General features: G+C 62.9%; 18 protein-coding genes and 1 tRNA gene. 8 read left to right on the forward strand and 11 right to left on the reverse strand.

Translation table 11 applies throughout. The features are described 5' to 3' along the window. The first annotated feature begins 126 nt into the window (after positions 1-126). The 3 genes from V1479_RS17195 to V1479_RS17205 all read left to right on the forward strand — a co-directional run bounded on the left by V1479_RS17195 (position 127) and on the right by V1479_RS17205 (position 3742). Entirely contained in the window at positions 127-1938 is a 1812-nt protein-coding gene (locus V1479_RS17195) for a DEAD/DEAH box helicase (RefSeq protein WP_368804025.1), read from the forward strand. A 90-nt stretch (positions 1939-2028) separates the two neighbouring features. Further along, complete coding sequence (locus tag V1479_RS17200) at positions 2029-2685, forward strand: polyamine aminopropyltransferase (protein ID WP_368804026.1); 657 nt, start codon at positions 2029-2031, stop codon at positions 2683-2685. A 262-nt stretch (positions 2686-2947) separates the two neighbouring features. Further along, on the forward strand, positions 2948-3742 hold the full coding sequence (locus tag V1479_RS17205) for a DUF1206 domain-containing protein (protein WP_368804027.1): 795 nt from the start codon (positions 2948-2950) through the stop codon (positions 3740-3742). 272 nt (positions 3743-4014) lie between these two features. Here V1479_RS17205 and V1479_RS17210 read toward each other — a convergent pair. Then, positions 4015-4091: transfer RNA gene (locus V1479_RS17210), tRNA-Met, on the reverse strand. 219 nt (positions 4092-4310) lie between these two features. Here V1479_RS17210 and V1479_RS17215 point away from each other — a divergent pair. Beyond that, the gene (locus V1479_RS17215; protein WP_173192851.1) at positions 4311-5264 is read left to right on the forward strand and encodes a Gfo/Idh/MocA family protein; all 954 of its coding nucleotides are present in this window, start codon (positions 4311-4313) and stop codon (positions 5262-5264) included. Positions 5265-5309: 45 nt separating this feature from the next. On the opposite strand, the gene mnmA is transcribed toward V1479_RS17215, so the two are convergent. Continuing rightward, positions 5310-6497, reverse strand: coding sequence for a tRNA 2-thiouridine(34) synthase MnmA (mnmA, locus tag V1479_RS17220; protein WP_368804028.1), 1188 nt, complete (start codon positions 6495-6497; stop codon positions 5310-5312). 252 nt (positions 6498-6749) lie between these two features. Here mnmA and sciP point away from each other — a divergent pair, with 252 nt between their 5' ends. Then, a complete protein-coding gene (gene sciP / locus V1479_RS17225; RefSeq protein ID WP_148916391.1) occupies positions 6750-7025 on the forward strand; it encodes a CtrA inhibitor SciP in 276 nt (91 codons plus the stop codon). A gap of 648 nt (positions 7026-7673) precedes the next feature. Here the strand turns inward: sciP and V1479_RS17230 are convergent. Then, complete coding sequence (locus V1479_RS17230; RefSeq protein ID WP_173193700.1) at positions 7674-8051, reverse strand: flagellar export protein FliJ; 378 nt, start codon at positions 8049-8051, stop codon at positions 7674-7676. A gap of 444 nt (positions 8052-8495) precedes the next feature. On the opposite strand from V1479_RS17230, the gene ctrA reads away from it, so the two are divergent. Then, a complete protein-coding gene (gene ctrA / locus V1479_RS17235; protein WP_173192847.1) occupies positions 8496-9191 on the forward strand; it encodes a response regulator transcription factor CtrA in 696 nt (231 codons plus the stop codon). Positions 9192-9261: 70 nt separating this feature from the next. Here ctrA and V1479_RS17240 read toward each other — a convergent pair whose 3' ends face one another. Together V1479_RS17240 and chpT are read right to left on the reverse strand one after the other, a co-directional pair. Continuing rightward, positions 9262-9630, reverse strand: coding sequence for a response regulator (locus V1479_RS17240; protein WP_173192845.1), 369 nt, complete (start codon positions 9628-9630; stop codon positions 9262-9264). Positions 9631-9817: 187 nt separating this feature from the next. Beyond that, positions 9818-10447: a histidine phosphotransferase ChpT gene (chpT, locus tag V1479_RS17245; RefSeq protein WP_173193698.1), complete on the reverse strand. Its 630-nt coding sequence runs from the start codon at positions 10445-10447 to the stop codon at positions 9818-9820. Between the two features lie 330 nt (positions 10448-10777). On the opposite strand from chpT, the gene V1479_RS17250 reads away from it, so the two are divergent. After that, positions 10778-11368 (forward strand): DUF1134 domain-containing protein, encoded by a 591-nt coding sequence (locus V1479_RS17250; protein WP_173193696.1) that lies wholly within the window; start codon positions 10778-10780, stop codon positions 11366-11368. 126 nt (positions 11369-11494) lie between these two features. After that, a complete protein-coding gene (locus tag V1479_RS17255) occupies positions 11495-12730 on the forward strand; it encodes a coiled-coil domain-containing protein (protein ID WP_368804029.1) in 1236 nt (411 codons plus the stop codon). A gap of 9 nt (positions 12731-12739) precedes the next feature. On the opposite strand, the gene V1479_RS17260 is transcribed toward V1479_RS17255, so the two are convergent. The 6 genes from V1479_RS17260 to V1479_RS17285 form a co-directional block, all read right to left on the reverse strand. Next, a complete protein-coding gene (locus V1479_RS17260; RefSeq protein WP_368804030.1) occupies positions 12740-13564 on the reverse strand; it encodes a TrmH family RNA methyltransferase in 825 nt (274 codons plus the stop codon). Continuing rightward, positions 13561-13992: a FosX/FosE/FosI family fosfomycin resistance hydrolase gene (gene fosX / locus V1479_RS17265; RefSeq protein ID WP_368804031.1), complete on the reverse strand. Its 432-nt coding sequence runs from the start codon at positions 13990-13992 to the stop codon at positions 13561-13563. The genes V1479_RS17260 and fosX overlap by 4 nt, the downstream gene beginning before the upstream one ends. Before the next feature lie 66 nt (positions 13993-14058). Then, positions 14059-14367, reverse strand: coding sequence for an ArsR/SmtB family transcription factor (locus tag V1479_RS17270; protein ID WP_173192840.1), 309 nt, complete (start codon positions 14365-14367; stop codon positions 14059-14061). A 167-nt stretch (positions 14368-14534) separates the two neighbouring features. Next, entirely contained in the window at positions 14535-15317 is a 783-nt protein-coding gene (locus tag V1479_RS17275; RefSeq protein ID WP_368804032.1) for a HugZ family pyridoxamine 5'-phosphate oxidase, read from the reverse strand. A 36-nt stretch (positions 15318-15353) separates the two neighbouring features. Continuing rightward, a complete protein-coding gene (locus V1479_RS17280; protein ID WP_368804033.1) occupies positions 15354-16511 on the reverse strand; it encodes a CaiB/BaiF CoA transferase family protein in 1158 nt (385 codons plus the stop codon). Between the two features lie 17 nt (positions 16512-16528). After that, on the reverse strand, positions 16529-17290 hold the full coding sequence (locus V1479_RS17285; RefSeq protein WP_368804034.1) for a 3-hydroxyacyl-CoA dehydrogenase: 762 nt from the start codon (positions 17288-17290) through the stop codon (positions 16529-16531). Positions 17291-17436: the final 146 nt, after the last annotated feature.

The raw sequence follows: 17436 nt of genomic DNA on the forward strand, positions 1-17436 counted from the left end.
CACGACTGCGCCGCCTGCCGGATGCAAAGCTGGCGCGAGCAATCATCAAGGTCGGATATTTCAGGAATCCTTAGGCGTCGACACGCCGGCTATGGTATGCGGCGCGCTCACAGAGGTTTCCCCAAGATGACCGCAGCCCACGACGCCCATTCCTCCCCGCCATCCATCCATCCATCCCTTGCTTCAGCGCTCGAGGCGAAGGGCTACAAAAATCTCACGCCGGTCCAGCTGGAGATGGCGAGCCAGCGCTACATTGAAGCCGATCTGCTGGTTTCGGCCCAAACCGGTTCGGGCAAGACGGTCGCCTTCGGCATCGCCATTGCCTCGAGCCTGCTGGGGAGCGCTGACCACTTCGGTCCCGCGGAGCGGCCGTTGGGTCTCGTTATCGCGCCGACTCGCGAGCTGGCGCTTCAGGTGCAGCGGGAACTCGACTGGCTCTACGGGGCGGCGCACATTCACACTGCGACCTGCGTCGGTGGCATGGACATGCGCAAGGAACGCCGGGCGCTTGAGCGCGGCGCGCATCTAGTCGTCGGCACGCCCGGGCGCCTGCGCGACCACATCGCAAAAGGCGCGCTGGACCTTGGGGGGCTGCACGTCGTGGTGCTCGACGAGGCCGATGAAATGCTCGATCTCGGCTTCCGCGAAGATCTCGAATACATCCTCGGCGCGGCTCCGGTGGAACGCCGGACGCTGATGTTCTCGGCAACTGTGCCGCGTGGCATCGCGGACCTGGCGAAAACCTTCCAGAGGGATGCGCAACGCGTCGCGGTGACCGCCTCGACCGAACAACACGCCGACATCGAATATCAATTGATGCTGGTGAGGCGTGACGAGCGCGAACACGCCGTCATCAACACGTTGCTCAACTCCGACAGCACGAGCGCGCTGGTGTTCTGCCACACACGCGAGGCAGTGCGCCACCTGACCGCACGCCTTTCCAACCGTGGCTTCTCCGTGGTTTCGCTTTCGGGCGAAATGGCCCAGTCGGAGCGATCCAACGCGCTACAGGCAATGCGAGACGGCAGGGCACATGTTTGCGTGGCAACCGACGTCGCGGCCCGAGGCATCGACCTGCCGAATCTGGACCTCGTCATCCATGCCGACGTGCCGAGCAACCCCGCAACGCTTCTGCACCGCTCCGGGCGGACGGGACGTGCAGGCCGCAAGGGCGTGTGTGTCCTCATCGTGCCGCAACACAGGCGCGGCGCGGCGCAGCGCGTTCTTGCGCTGGCCAAATTGACGGCTGTCGAACGCACCGCGCCCGGCATCGCTGAAATCGAGGCGCGGTATCGCAAAGACATAACCGACGCCGCGCTTGCCACTGCCGAGCCGGACGAAGCAGAAGCCGCGTTCGTGGCGGACCTGCTTGCGAAGGTCGCTCCGGAGCGCATCGCCGCGGCCTTCCTGCGCCTGCAGCTCGCATCGCGCCCTGTGCCGGAAGACCTCACCCCTCTGCCTGCGGCCGAGCTTCACGCGAAAAAGTCTAAGTATGACAAAAAGAACGGGCAAGAGCGCGGCCCAGCCGCCGCGCGAGAGCCCCGGGGGCCAGACATGGAGGGTGGCGTCTGGTTCACGCTATCGCTTGGTCGCAAGCAGCGCGCCGACCCGAAGTGGCTGCTGCCGATGATCTGCAAGGCAGGCAGTGTGACCAAACGCGACGTCGGCGCGATCAGGATCGAGGATGCACAAACCCGGTTCGAGATCGCCGCCGACAAGGCAGCCGCGTTTGCGGAGCAGATCAATCGGCCTGGTAGCACCGAACGCGGTATCATCATCGCGCCGGCTGGTCAGGTGCGCGAGAGAGCGTGGCAGGCCAAACCGAAAGCCCGCAAGGACGCAACGACGCGGAAGAAGCCTCCGCACCGTGGCAAGGCGGCCGCTGCCGATTCCGGCAATGCCCGGAAAAACAAGGGCAAACCGAAGCGCCCCGGCTGAACGGGCCTATGGGCGCGCCTCGTTCATGAAGACATGAGCGTGACTGCCCCTTAAGCACAACCTGGTTTTCCTTACAGATGAAGACATAGCATGCTGGCGTGGAAGCAAGTGGATCGAGCCCCTGTGCCCGGCGGGAGCGAACTCAGGCTCATGCAACGGGGCGGCGAGTTTTCCATCATGTCGGGCACGATCGAGTTGATGAACAGCCGCCGGGGCCGCTCTGAGGAACAGCTGGCGATCCTGGCGGCAAAGCGGATCGGTAAGCGTGACGGGACCCGGATCCTGATCGGCGGTCTCGGCATGGGCTTTACGCTACGGGCAGCGCTCGCGCATTTTTCCGAGCAGTGTGAGATCATTGTTGCCGAACTGGTGCCGAGCGTCATTGCCTGGGCGAAGGGTCCGCTCGCCGGCGTTCATGGCGCAAGTCTGACGTGTCCGCGTGTCATCCTTCACGAGGGCGACGTTGCGCCGGTGATCCGCCACAACGGGCCGTTCGACGCCATATTGCTCGATGTCGACAATGGCCCGGATGGGCTGTCCCGCTCGGAGAACGACCAGCTCTATGACGCAACGGGACTGGCTGCCGCGCACGCGGCGCTCAATCCCGGCGGTGTTTTGGCCATTTGGTCCGCCGCCCCCGATCAACGGTTTGCAAAACGTCTGCGGCAAGCCGGTCTGGAGGTCGAGGAGGTGCGCGTGCGTGCTGGTGGTGCGAGGCACCTCGTGTGGCTCGCTACGAAACGCTAGGAGCGGATCCACGACAGTCATCCCTTTGGGTTTACGCGGGTTGATGTTTCTTTCTCGGATTCCCTAGGCTTTCCCAACCTTGCGAGCTATTCGACCGGCACCCCAAACATCGAAATCGGCGGCCACGGGTTTGAGCGCCGCCAGCGTTTCCCTGAAGACACTGCAGATCCCGTCTCGTCCCCGGCAAGCCCTTGTGCCGCGGAACGACTGATCCCTTGGAGCATTCATCTCCCATTGAAACGCGCGCCAGCAGGAGAGCGTCGTGGCCAATGAGGTGAAGAGCTGGTTCCGACTGTTCGCTCGCGCGGGCTATGCAGCTAGAGGACTGATCTACGCGGTAATTGGTTTCTTCGCCGCGTTGGCTGCTGTCGGGAGCGGCAGAACCATGGGCTCACGCGACGCGCTGTCGGTGCTTTTTTCCGGCGTCGGCGGGAGTGTCATTGCCTATCTGCTGGTCGCCGGGTTGGTCTTCTATTCCCTCTGGCGCTTCATTCAGGCTGGATTCGACACCGACAACCACGGCACAGGAGCCAAGGGCCTTGCAATCCGTGGCGGACTGCTGGTCAGCGGTATCACCTACGGCGTCCTTGCCTCCTACAGTCTGTCGCTTGCGGGTGTTGGCGGCTTCGGGAGCGGAGGAGGTGAGGGCGGCTGGGCCGACACCCTTGCCGGCTTCGTGGGCGCACGCTGGGTTGCTGCCGCCCTGGCCATAGCGCTAGCGGGCGTGGGTGTGGCTCATCTCATCAAGGCGGTCGGCAAGCGCTACGCCCGATACATAAATGCCGATGACGAAACGATGCTTGTCCTACACCCGATCGCCAGGGCAGGTTTGATCGCGCGGGGGATCATCTTCCTGGTGCTGGCCTTCCTCCTCGCAACGCGCTCGGTGCGCGGTGGGGAACAGGCGAGCTCGAAAGCTGCGCTTGAGTTCGTGCAGGGGCTTCCGCTGGGCTGGCTGTTGCTCTCCCTGATGGGTGTCGGCCTCATTGCTTTCGCGGCATACTCGTTTGCCGAAGCGATCTACCGACGTGTCGACCTTGACGATGTCCGTATCTGACACCGTCAGCTCGCGGTCCGTATGCGGCGGTACGATGCGTGCAGTATGATTACTGAGCAAATCGACGCCGCGCAGGGGCCGGCGCGATGTTTGTCCCGTTCGGTATCTAGATCGGGAACGATCAGGCAAGTTTTCGGACCATCGTCATCGATCCTGACTGCTGTGCCGCCCATGTCGAACAAGACGACACGGCCGCCCTTCACATCGCGTGGGTTAAGATAGCCAAGCCTGACGAGCCTATCCCAATCGGGTCAAGCGGGTGTGGGGCTTGATGGTAGCGGAGGAGGGATTCGAACCCCCGACACAAGGATTATGATTCCTCTGCTCTAACCTACTGAGCTACTCCGCCCCGCTGCGCTCGCTTTGAAATCTGTCGCCCGTCGGTTTCCGGGGCGGCAGGGCGATTGCCAAGGTCGGGCGGATATAAGGGGGCGGTGGCGGCGCTGTCAAGCATTGTGCGTGTGCGAAAAGTTGCGGTGCGCATTGCCGCTTTTCATGCGTGGCGGGGTTGAGTTCGGCTGGCCGCGCGACTATGTCTCGGCGTCGACATTTTCCAGCTACAGGGTTCATGAAACCGCGTATCGCCGTCCTCGGATGCGGCTATTGGGGCTCCAACCACATCCGCACCCTCAAATCGCTTGGGGCGTTGCATGCCGTTTCGGATGCGAACGCTGCACGGGCGGAGGGATTCGCGAGCGAGCAGGACTGCATCGCGGTCGACCCGGACGAGCTTTACGGCCGCGACGACGTCGATGCGATCGTGATGGCGCTGCCTCCGCAGCACCATGCCGCCGCCGCGATCCGCGCCGTGGAAGCTGGCAAGGATGTGCTGGTGGAAAAGCCGATCGCCCTGACGGTGCCGGACGCGGAGCGCGCCGTTGCCGCCGCCAAGGCCAATGAACGCGTCTTCATGGTTGGCCATGTGCTGCGCTTTCACCCCGCCTTCGAGCAGCTCAAGCAGCTCATCGATGCCGGCGAGCTCGGCACGGTCAAATACATCCACTCCCACCGGCTGGGTCTCGGCAAGTTCCACACCGAGAACGACGCCCTGTGGGACCTGGCGCCGCACGACCTGTCGATGATCCTAGCCATCACCGGTGCACCGCCGACGGAAATCCGCGGCGAGGGCGCCGCGCTGCTCGATCATCTGAGCGATTTCGCGCACCTTCACATGCGCTTTCCCGGTGGCTTGCGCAGCCATCTCTTCACGTCCAGGCTCAATCCCTATCGTGAGCGCCGGCTGACCGTGGTGGGCACCAAGGCGATGGCCGTCTTCGACGACGTCGAACCCTGGGACCGCAAGCTCGCCGTCTATCGCCACGCCGTCTGGCAGGACAGCGGCCATTGGGCGTTCACGACCAACGAGCCGTCCTACGTGCCGGTCACGTCGGGCATGCCGCTGACACGCGAACTGGAGCATTTCATCGACTGCATCCAGACCCGCGCCAACCCGCGCACCGACGGCGAAGAAGCGATCGGCGTGCTGCGCATCCTGACGGCGGGAACCGTCACCCACGATTGATTCAAGAATTTTTCGGCCGGAAGCAGATGCCGCTGCCTGTTAGGCTCAGGCGCTCTGGCGTGCCGGCTGGGCAGCGAGACGCGACAGCATCGCCTCGGCCTCGGCGCCGCGCTCCGAACGCTCGATGAAGCCGCCGCCGAATACGCGGGCGTCGTCGCCATCGTCCGAATAGAGCACGCAGGCCTGACCGGGCGCGATGCCGGATTCACCATCGACAAGCTCGACCCAGCTCGCGCCGTCGCGATGGTGCAGCACGGCCGGCCGTGGCGGACGGGTTGAACGCACCTTGGCAAACAGCTCCAGCCCGCCTGTAGGCAGCGAGGAGAGCGCTTCGTCTCCCAGCCAGTTCAGGTCGCGCAGATATATCTTGTGCGTTTCCAGCGCTTCGCGCGGGCCGACGATCACGCGCGCGCGATCCGCGTCGAGATGGACGACATAAAGAGGCTCGCCGGAGGCGACGCCGATGCCGCGCCGCTGGCCGATCGTATAGCGCAGGATGCCTTCGTGGCTGCCGAGCACGCGGCCATCGATGTGGACGATGTCGCCGGGCGTTGCCGCGGTCGGCTTCAGCTTCGCGATTATGTCGGAATACTTGCCCTGCGGCACAAAGCAGATGTCCTGGCTGTCCTGCTTGTTGGCGACGACCAGCCCCATGGCCTCGGCCTCGGCGCGAACCTGGGGCTTGGACAAATGGCCGAGAGGAAACCGCAGAAAATCGATCTGCGCCTGCGTGGTGGCGAACAGGAAATAGCTCTGATCGCGGTCGGCATCCACGGGGCGATAAAGCGCGCGATGGGCACCATTGGCCCTGCTGCGAATATAGTGGCCGGTGGCGAGCGCGTCGGCGCCGAGCTCGCGCGCGGTTTCCAGCAGGTCGGCGAACTTTACAGTCTGGTTGCACGAGACGCACGGGATCGGGGTTTCGCCGGCGACGTAGCTTTCGGCGAATGGATCGATCACCGCTTCCTTGAAGCGCTTCTCGTAATCGAGGACGTAATGCGGGATGCCCAGCGTCTCCGACACACGCCGCGCATCGTCAATATCCTGGCCCGCACAGCAGGAACCGGCGCGGTGTGTTGCGGCGCCATGATCGTAAAGCTGCAGCGTGACGCCGACGACGTCGTAGCCTCCACGCTTGAGAAGGCCGGCGACGACTGAGGAATCTACACCGCCCGACATCGCGACGACGATGCGCGTCTCTTCCGGGCGGCCGGGGAGATCGAGGCTGTTCATGGCGCGTTCGTTCCGCTTCGGTCTGGTTTCGGCGGCTTCATGCCCCCGCGCGCAATATAGGTCAAGGCTCGTGCCGCCGCCACGGCCGAGGCCGGGAAAAGCGTTGGTTCACATTCGACTTAAATGAGCCCGAAAAGCCTAACGCGGGATTCATAATCGTTACTTAAGCATTATGGCGTGCTTAGCCATTTTTTAAAACCACCGGGTTAGGCTCAGCGTGATTAGGTCCTAGAGTTTGCGTTAGAGAGTACGATGACCGATCTGGTTAGACCGCGGGTCAAATATGTGATTGGGCCGGATGGCAGCCCGCTTACCATTGCGGATTTGCCGCCCACCAATACAAGGCGCTGGGTCATCCGACGCAAGGCCGAAGTTGTTGCTGCGGTTCGCGGCGGCCTGCTCAGCCTTGAGGAGGCGTGCCAGCGCTATAAGCTGACCGTGGAGGAATTTCTCTCCTGGCAGGCTTCGATCGACGAATACGGCCTCGCCGGCCTTCGCACGACACGCATCCAGCAATATCGACATTAGTTTTCGCTCACGGGCTGCATTGCTCGCTGGCCCTCTGCGACGGCCTCGCATCAGCTCGGACGCCCGGTCGCGCTTGCGGCCTGCGGCCGATTGGTTGGATCGCTGGCACTTCGCGAGGGCGCCGGACGACGGGCGACCCGCTGTCGCCGGCACGCGAGCAGCTTCTCGCTCACGCGACTTTTCAGTGCATCCAGCGAATAGCGCTCACCCTGCTGCCGTCAGCCCGGCCAGGGAAGCTTAGCGACCACTACACCTGACCCTTGTCCGCGCGATCCGATGGTGCGGCCGGTTAACGGAAATGGCGCACCCTTCGACACTTCCGTTCTACGAGCTCAGCGTCGCCTCGAAGGATGTACCGTGCCGACAACCCGGCCGTGCTGCTGAATGGAGGTTCGGATAGCCTGCGCTAAGATCCGGCTGCGGGATGTGCCAGCCGTGACCTTGAGGGAGGAAACGTTAGCAGGTGTCCCAAGCACCAACCTCAACCACGGGGTGGCGACAGGCGCTGCCAGGCGCTGTCATCTCGGGTAAGGCCGGGAGTGATAGGGAGGGGCGCACACTGTATAATTGTCAGCCCCGTCCGTTTCGCGCGGCGCTGAAGCGCGCCGGCTGCATTTGATGGTCGTGCCGCCCAGCGGGCGGGACGACCTAGCCGATCATCGCACTGCGACCACCGCTGTCTACATCGCGGCCGCGTCCGTCGCGGGATTCCAGCATCTCGGCCTTGGAAAGCTCGGCCTCGGCTTCATTCAGTGCCGACTCGGCGGCTTCGCGCTGCTGCTGGAGGTCAGCCTGCGAATTCTTGAGATTGTCGCGGCGCTGCCGTGCCGCCTTGGCGAAGGTCGGATAGGCGAAATGACCTGTATCGGTGATCCCCGCCTTCTTTTCTTCCGCCACGATCTGCAAATCCAGCTCAGTCGCCATACGATCGAACTCGGCAATCATCATGTCGAGCTGCAAGAGCTGCTTGCGCTTCTCGTTGACCTGAAACTGCTTGAGCCGCACCAGGTTCTCACGTGACTTCATCACTCGCTACTCCCGAAACGCATACTACGCACCGTCAAACGCGGCGCCTGTCTCCCGCTACGCGCCCCGTCCGTCACTATCGGGGCAATCTGGAAACAAATTACTAACCCTGCGCTCTTGGTAACCATTCGTTTACGCGCATTGTTAATCATAGCGCAGAGGACTTAAGGGCGGGTAAAGATGCTCAACCGAGGGTCGAGCCGACAAAATGACTCCTATTGAGTCACTTGCCGGAATTTGCTCAACCATCACATGAGCTCACGACTCATGGGATTAACATTTAGATTCAAGAAGGTACGGGCAGTAGCTGAAAAGGGTTAATATCGCTTGCCATGCGGAATCATATTTTGTTAACCATTGCGTGGCAGGTTCCGATTCAGAAAATCACTGTTCCGGTGCCGGAAGCATGCCGAACCCGGTCTGGCGGCGGGAAAGGGGACATTAATGCGCGTTCTGCTCATTGAAGACGATAGTGCGACCGCACAAAGCATCGAGCTGATGCTCAAATCGGAGAGCTTCAACGTCTATACGACCGATCTCGGCGAAGAAGGCGTGGATCTGGGCAAGCTCTACGACTACGATATCATCCTGCTGGATCTCAATCTGCCCGACATGTCGGGTTACGAGGTGCTGCGGACGCTGCGGCTTTCCAAGGTTAAGACACCGATCCTGATCCTCTCCGGCATGGCCGGCATCGAGGACAAGGTGCGCGGCCTCGGTTTCGGAGCCGACGACTACATGACCAAGCCGTTCCACAAGGACGAACTGGTTGCGCGCATCCATGCCATCGTGCGTCGCTCTAAGGGCCATGCACAGTCGGTCATCAACACCGGCGATCTCCTGGTCAATCTCGACGCGAAGACCGTCGAGGTCGGTGGTCAGCGCGTGCACCTGACCGGCAAGGAATACCAGATGCTGGAGTTGCTCTCGCTGCGCAAGGGCACGACGCTCACCAAGGAAATGTTCCTGAACCACCTTTATGGCGGCATGGACGAGCCGGAACTGAAAATCATCGACGTCTTCATCTGCAAGCTGCGCAAGAAGCTCGATGCCGCATCCGGCGGACAGAACTACATCGAAACGGTCTGGGGCCGCGGCTATGTGCTGCGTGAGCCCGAGGAAATCCGCGAAAGCGCGTAAAGCGACTAGCGCTTCACAGAATCTCAGGGCCGTTGACGTCGTCAGCGGCCCTGTTTCATTAGGCTGTTCGCTACGCTGCGACCTGCATCTCGCGAAAACGCTCGAGAAGCTGCGGGCGATTGAATGGCTTCAGGATATAGCCTTTTGCACCGGCCCGCTTGGCACGCATGATCGTGCCGACATCGAATTCGGTCATGCAGATGACTATATACGGGGTGTAGAGTTCACTGATCGACATTGCCTGGCGAATGAACTCGTCGGTCATCATGTCGGGGAGGCTTGAATCCACCACGATGATGTCGGGCATGTCGCTTGCGCAGATGGCCAGTGCTTCCACCGCCAGCCCAGCCTCAGTCACGGTCATCTCCGGACCGCTCAGGATACGCTTGGCGACCTTCCTGATGACGCTCGAGTCATCGACGATCATGCAGCGCTTCATAGTCCACCCCTTTCATGCACACCGACTTGCATTGCGGGCAGACTAGGGGCTTTGGGTAAAAATCACCGTAACTGGCTAGCTAAAAAATGCGTTAAACGCTGCGCATAGAGGCCTGGTGCTAAATCGGCCGCAACGGCCTTGCACGCAAGCCCGGCAAACCTGTCTCCGCGTGGACTGGAAGCAGCTCTCAGGCTGCCGTCAGCACGATCTCTTCGGGGCTGGCCCGCATGGAAATCGTCATGCTTGCCTCATGTGCCAGAAGCAGGGTGTAATAGGGCTGAACGGCATGCGCGTCGATCGGCTCGTCCGACTTGACGCCCGAATGGAGTTCCAGGAAACGGGCCGGCACACGCACCATCGGTCCGTTGGCCGTCAGCGTGAAGCGCGGCGCGGTATCCAGATCGTGAAGCTGAACCGTCAGCTTGCCGCCGCGCGGAATTGCGGCGTTGGCGACCAGTATCAGGTTGAGCAGCAACTTAACCTTGTTCTTGGGCAAGAGCGCGCGGGCACCCTGCCACTCGAATTCAGGTTTCTCGTTGGCGAGGAAGGCGGTCGCCACGCTCTCCGCGTCGCCAGTGTCGATCTGCATGCCCGCTGAGCCAGCCGCGCCGAAGGCGATGCGGGCAAACTGCAGCCGCGCCGAGGCGTTGCGCGCGCTGGTGCGGATGAGGCGCATGGCGTCTTCGTCGGCGCCGCCTTCATCGAGTAGTTCGAGGCCGTTGTTGATCGCACCCACCGGGGAGATGATGTCGTGACAGACCCTGCTGCAAAGAAGGGCCGCGAGATCCGGTGCGGAAAGGGTCAAAATATCGGCCATTCGGAAAGCGTCCCTGTCGTCTGTCTTTCGGTTCATACAAAACACCAGCGTTGCGCCGTGCGCCGCTGGCGAATCACCCCTTCAATTGCCGGATATTGGTTACACAAGGAAGGCAGCGCGACAAGGAAACCCGAACGACCACCGCTGGCAAGCCGCTCCAATACGCTTCGGTAAAGCAACGGTTTACGCGTTTCGGCGGCCGGCAGGCCAATGGTTAATGATTGGATAAGGTTTCGGTCATAGTTTGAATGATATTGGCGTGTCGATGCGGTCCCGAAGGTCCGCATGCGCCGCGACGCGGTGGGGCAGTTCGATACGGAGATAGAAGGCATGTTCTGCAGGCTCTTTCCTCGAAACGTGATCAGCGTGGTAGCTGCGATGCTGTTTGCCGTGGCTGCCGCGACATCGACGGCGCTGCCGGCCCGGGCTGCGGCCGGCGAGGCTTATACGGCCCAGGAGGTGCTCGATTCCGGGCACCAGTTCTTCGGCACAACATCGGGCGGGCTCGCCTCGGTGGTCGAACAGATTTTTTCATCCTACGGCATGCCGAATGGCTATATCCTCGGTGAGGAAGGCTCCGGCGCGCTGATCGGCGGCCTGACGTTTGGCGAAGGCACCCTTTACACCAAGAATGTGGGTGACCATTCCGTCTTCTGGCAGGGCCCTTCGCTAGGATGGGATTTCGGCGGGCAGGGCTCGCGCACGATGATCCTGGTCTACAACCTCGACAGCATTCCTGCGCTTTATCGCCGCTATGCCGGCGTTGCGGGTTCTGCCTATGTGGTGGCGGGGCTCGGGTTCACCGTGCTCAAGAACGGCCCGGTCCTGCTGGTGCCGGTGCGTACCGGCGTAGGCGCAAGGCTCGGGCTGAACGTCGGCTATCTGAAGCTGACGCAGTCGCCGACCTGGAATCCCTTCTGAGCGTGCGCCCGCTCATTTAACCTTACCGTGCGCAACGGCGCGCACGGCACTGGATTCCTGCTGTCCCGCCGTGGCACATAGAGCCTGGGTTCCGCGCGCCGCGCGGCGTGGATTGGACGAAACGCAGTGATCCAGACGACGCTCTTCTTCATTCTCGGTTTCCTGTGCGCGGCATTCCTCGCGCTGATGGTGGCACCAGCCATCTGGCGACGGGCGGTCGCCTTGACGCGCAAGCGCATCGAGGCGTCTGTGCCGCTGACCATGGATGAGATCCAGGCCGACAAGGACCGGCTGCGGGCAGAGTTCGCGATGTCGACGCGGCGGCTCGAAATGAGCCTCAAATCGTTTCGCGAGAAAGCGTCGGAACAGATCGTCGAGATCAACAGAAACCGTGACGAGCTGAAGCGTATCGCCGAGGAGCGCGACGAGAAGAACGCCGCTGTCACCCAGATGGAAACGCGCGCTGCGGAACTGCGCACAGAGTTGCGTCAGCGCGAGGAGCAACTCCAGCGGCTTACCGATCGGCTCGGCGAGCACGAGCGTATGCTGGGCGAACGGGCGATCGAGCTAGAAAAGCTCGGTCGCATGTATGACGAGGCAAGCTTCAGCGCGTCGAGCCGCCAGATCGAGATCGTGGCGCAGGAATCGAAGCTGGAAAAGCTCACCGACGATGTCGCGACGCTGCGCAACGAACGCAAGGAAGCCGACAGGCGAGTTCGCGAGGTCGTTGCCGAGCACAAGGCAGCGCGCGATGCGCTGCGCGAGGAGCAGAAGAAACATGCCGCGCTTGAAAAGAAGGTGGAACGCCTGACGACCACGCTTTCTGACCGGGACGACAAGCTGGAGCGGCGCGAGCGGGAACTGGCGCGGCTGCGTGACCAGGTCAAGGGCGGCGGCGCGACCGAGCACGACCTTCAGCAGGCACTGGCCGAAGAACAGGAACAACGCGCCAAGCTCGAGGCGGAAGTGGCGGAGCTGACGGTGCGGCTCTCGACACTGGTTGCCGGTGCAACCGGCGGCGACGTCGACAAGGCTACATCAAAACTGGAAAGCGACCGGAAGCGGCTGGAAGAGCGGCTGACCGTGCTGACACGTGAGAACAAGAAGCTGCGGGCTTCGCTCGACAGTGTGGAGCGCGCCAGTTCCGACGGATGGGACGAAGAGCGGCGCGAGAGCGCGGTGCTTCGCGAGCAGATCAACGATCTGGCGGCCGAGGTGGTTAACCTGACGGCGATGCTGGATGAGCCGGATTCGCCGATACACAAGGCGCTGGCGGCCGACACGGGTGAGAGCAAGAGCGGCACGCCGAGCCTTGCAGAGCGCATTCGTGCATTGCAGAAAGCCGCAGCCACGCCACGCTGACGGTTATCCCTACCGTTCCCGCCACAGTCGGTGCAGCGCGACGGCGGAGGCGGCGGCGACGTTGAGGCTGTCGAAGTCCTGAGACATCGCAATGCGCACCGTTTCCATGCGCGCCATCAGGGCAGGCGGCAGGCCGGCCCCTTCCGTGCCGAGATAAAGCGCCGTGCGGCCGTCGCGGTTTACGGTATCGACGGCGCGACTGCCGGATGGGGACAGTGCGAACTGGCGAAAGCCGTGGCGGGCAAGCATGTCGACCAGCGCCGCTTCGTCGGCGATACGGGCGAAAGGCACCTTGAGTGCCGCCCCGACGGAAACGCGGATCGCCTTGCGATAGAGCGGATCGCAACAGCTTGGATCGATAAGTACCGCATCTGCCTCGAAAGCCGCGGCGTTGCGGAAGATTGCGCCCATATTGTCGTGGTTGGAAATGCCGACAAGTGCGACGACCAGCGCGTCGGCGGGCAGGCCGGCGAGCATCTCCTCGGGATCGTCTTCGGCGCGACAACGGCCCAGCGCCAGCACGCCGCGGTGGATATGGAAGCCCGCGATCGCATCCATGACGGCTTGCGAGGCGACGTAGACCGGCATCGCGGCGGGAGCCAGCGCCAGCGTTTCAGCCATGCCGGGAAGGCGCTGTTCCAGGATCAGCGCCGATTCGACCGCGAAGCGGCGGGCGGAAAACAGCACGTTCAGGACAACCTTGCCCTCGGCGATGAAACGGCCCTCCCGGCCGACAAGGTCGCGCTCGCGGATGGCGTGGTAGGCGGCAATGCGCGGATCGTCCGGAGTTTCGATGCGGATCGCGATTGCCGGGTCGTAGCCGCCTTGCGTCACGCGGCGTCTCCCGCGCCCCTGGCGTAACGCTTCAGGCGCTCTTCCAGGGTTCCGGTGTGCAGCTCGAACATGTGGTTGTCGTCGTCGTAGAAATAGATCGACCGGCCTTCGCCCACGACCCTCGGCCGGCTCTCGCGTATCTCCAGGCCTAGCCCTGTCACGCGAGCGAGGCAGGCATCGTAGTCGGCATCGTCGATCTTGAAGGCGACATGATTGTACGTGCGCGAAGGTAGCGCATCGCCCTCCATCGTTGCGATCCACACGGCGTTGTCGCCGTCGCCGACCAGAAAGAAGCGCTCACGGGACAGGGAGAAGGTATCGTCGCCGGAATCGTAAACCTTGCGGGCACCGAGCACGGACAACAGTATCGTTTCCATGCGATCGAGATCGCGGACGATGAAGGTGATGTGGCTGAGGCCCTGCGCCAAAGTGGCTCTCCCGGATTCGCGAGCGGATACCGGCAGAGGTAAACTCGGGTCGGCGCAGTGGCAATCCTACTCGGCTGCGGCCCTTGCGCCAAAAATGCCGTCGAGCGTCACCAGCACCTCGCGCACCTTTGCCGAGGAGCAGGAATAGAAGATCATCTGCCGCTCGCGACGGGTCTCCACGAGGCCCATTGCGCGAAGCTTCGCCAGATGTTGCGACAGCGCAGACTGGCTCAAGTCCACTTTTTCCGCAATTTCACCGACTGACATTTCGCCGCTCAGGAGGTGGCACATGATCGCCAGCCTTTTTCCGTTGCCGATGGCAGACAGAAACTCGGCAACCATGTCGGCGTTGTCGACAAGCTGATCAGAAACCATCGTATCCCCGTTGCCGCATCTTTCGAAGACGTTGTGGGGGCAACAACATCGAACGAAAGGCAGGTTGTAAATCGGCCCAGTTATTACCTGCCTGCAACCTAACGTAGCGCAAACTTCCAAGATAACAAGCGTTTATGAGACAGTTTCATCATTGCGCACCGCTTGGTTCAAACTGGACCAATCGCGGTTAGCGCCTGGCGAGCCTCGACAGCCATGGCGACAAGTGTCTTGTGCATATCCTGGGCGTCGACGAGAGGTTTTTGGAAAAAAATCCGCATCGTGCGGTCGCCAGAGGCAAGATCGAAGCCATCGGCGTCGATGCCCGTCATGATCCAGTCGGCGGGCTCTCGCACCTTGCCGAAATAGATCGCGTAGCGGCCTATGGCGTCGCCATGGTCCTCGTTCATGTGTTTGACCGCGCCCGGCTCGGCTGCCGCGATCGCGTCGAGAGATGACCCGGTGATCATCAGGTCATCGACGGTCAGCGCATAAGCCCTGCCAAACCCGCCGTTGAGGCTGGCGCGCTGTGGAACGAGGCGGAAGAAGGCGAAGTCGCCCAGCCCAGCATAAAGCTTCGATTTCGGATTGTGCGAGAGGAAACGCCACTCAATACGTCCGTGTCGCGGGTCGTCTTTCGCGATCTTCTCCGCGTTGCAGGCAATGGTGATGCGCGGATGAGCGAGCGGATCGCCCTTGCCGGGCTCGCCCAACATCAGCGAGCAGCGCGGATCGGCAACAATGCCGCCAGTGTGGGCGGAAAGAGCGGAGATCAGGATGATGGGGGCGCCGTCATGGTCGGTTGCAACCGCGACCCGGCTGGCCATCGGTGCCCCCGTTTCAGGATCGAGTACCGCAAGCGCGCCATAGCGCGAGGACCGCAACAGCGTGCGCGCGAGGCGAATCGCCTCATCGTCGGTTTCGCGCAGGACGTCCTTCTTCTTTTCTGACAACGGATCGCTTCCAATAAGTTGACTGTGAAAGTCTTATTATCGGCCGACGATACCCTCGCTGGCAAGATGCTCCGCTTCCGATTCGTCGATGCCGAACGCCCGGAGCGTGGCTGCGCTGTCGCGGAGGGCCTGCGGCGAAACGGTCGTGATGGTCCGGGAAAAGCGGGGTGCCGGGGCAGGGCGCGTGAGGCCGTCGGCCTCGACGTGCGTGCTGCGCGCTTTGTTGTGCGGATGCTCCGGCGCTTCACCAAGCGATAGCACCGGGGCGACACAGGCGTCGGTCGGCTCGAACAGCGCTGCCCAGTCGTCGCGTGGACGCTCGGCGATCCGTGACGCGATCGCAGCCCGCATGTCCGGCCATAGCGACTGGTCGTATTGCGCGCGCGCGAAGCGCCCGTCCAGCGGCAGCAGGCGGCAGAACTCGGCGAAGAACTGCGGCTCCAGGCAGGCGACGGCGACATGGCGGCCATCGGCGCAGGTGTAGGTGTCGTAGAAGGGCGTACCGGAATCCAGGAGGTTCACTCCGCGTCGGTCCTGCCAGATGCCCGCAGCCATGAAAGCGAAGAAGGGCGCCGCCAGCATGGACGCGCCATCGATCATCGCGGCGTCGACCACCTGACCCTTGCCCGAGCGCGACGCCTCGAGCAGGGCGGCGAGCACGCCCATGATGATGAACATGGTGCCGCCGCCATAGTCCGCCGCCAGGTTGAGTGGCGGCACGGGTTTGCCGTCCTTCGGACCGATCGCATGCAGCACGCCGGACAGCGCCAGATAGGTCAGGTCATGTCCGGCCCGCGCAGCAAGTGGGCCGTCCTGGCCGAACCCGGTCATCCGCCCGTAGACGAGGCGTGGGTTTGAGACGAGCAGCGCCTCGGGACCGAGCCCCAGCCGCTCCATGACTCCGGGGCGAAAGCCTTCCAGGATCGCATCGGCGCCGGCTGCCAGCCGCAGCATTAACGCGGTGCCTTCGGCACGCTTCAGGTCGATGCGGATGATCTCGCGGCCGTGCCTGTCGAGGTCGTATTGCGGCGGCAGGTTGAGGAAGGCTTGCTCCCGGGCCAGCCGCTCGACGCGCACCACACGCGCGCCAAGCTCGGCCAGCATCAGGCCGGCATGCGGCACAGGACCCAGTCCCGCCATCTCGATAACGGTGAAGCCGGTCAATGGGCCGGTCTTGCGGGTTGCCTCCTCCATCGCCGCCGGTTCCGCGCTTATTTCGGCGCCATGCGGATCGCGCCGTCGAGGCGGATCACCTCACCGTTGAGCATCTGGTTTTCGACGATGTGGCTGGCAAGCGCGCCATATTCCGCAGGGTCGCCGAGACGGGAAGGGAAGGGCACCTGCTGGCCGAGCGACTTCTGCGCATCCTCCGGCAGGCCGGCGAGCATCGGCGTGCGGAAGATGCCAGGCGCAATCGTCATCACGCGGATGCCGGAGCGGGCAAGGTCGCGGGCGATCGGAAGCGTCATGCCGACGACGCCGCCCTTGGAGGAGGAATAGGCTGCCTGGCCGATCTGGCCGTCATAGGCGGCGACCGACGCCGTGTTGACGATGACGCCGCGCTCGCCGCCCTCAAGCGGTTCGGCCTGCTCGACGCGAGCGGCGAAGAGCCGGATCATGTTGAACGTGCCGATGAGATTGACCTCGATAACCTTGCGGTAAAGGTCGAGCGGGTGGGCGCCGTCCTTGCCCGTGGTCTTCATGGCGATCGCGATGCCGGCGCAATTGACCAGAATCCGCGGCGTGCCGAGCTTGTCTGCGACCTCGGCGATGGCGGCTTCCGCTGCCTCGGCACTGGAGACGTCGCACTTGACCGCGATGCCGCCGAGTTCGGCGGCCACAGCCTCGGCGCGCTCGATGCCGATGTCCAACAGCGCGACCTTCGCGCCTTTCGCAGCAAGCGCACGTGCCGTCGCTTCACCGAGACCGGAGCCGCCGCCGGTGACGATCGCGACCTGACCTGATGGGTTCATGGAAATTCCTCCGCAAATATTGTTATGAAATAGAACAATTTGACACCATCTTAGCGGTGCCCTGCCGGGCGATGCAAGATGCGAGCATGGCCCTTTCACCTGTGTTCCGGAACGCGCAAGTGGTCGGTCGCGGCAGGCGTGCCGCC

The organism is Neoaquamicrobium sediminum, assembly GCF_040970315.1.
In the GTDB taxonomy this organism is placed as follows: domain Bacteria; phylum Pseudomonadota; class Alphaproteobacteria; order Rhizobiales; family Rhizobiaceae; genus Aerobium; species Aerobium sediminum.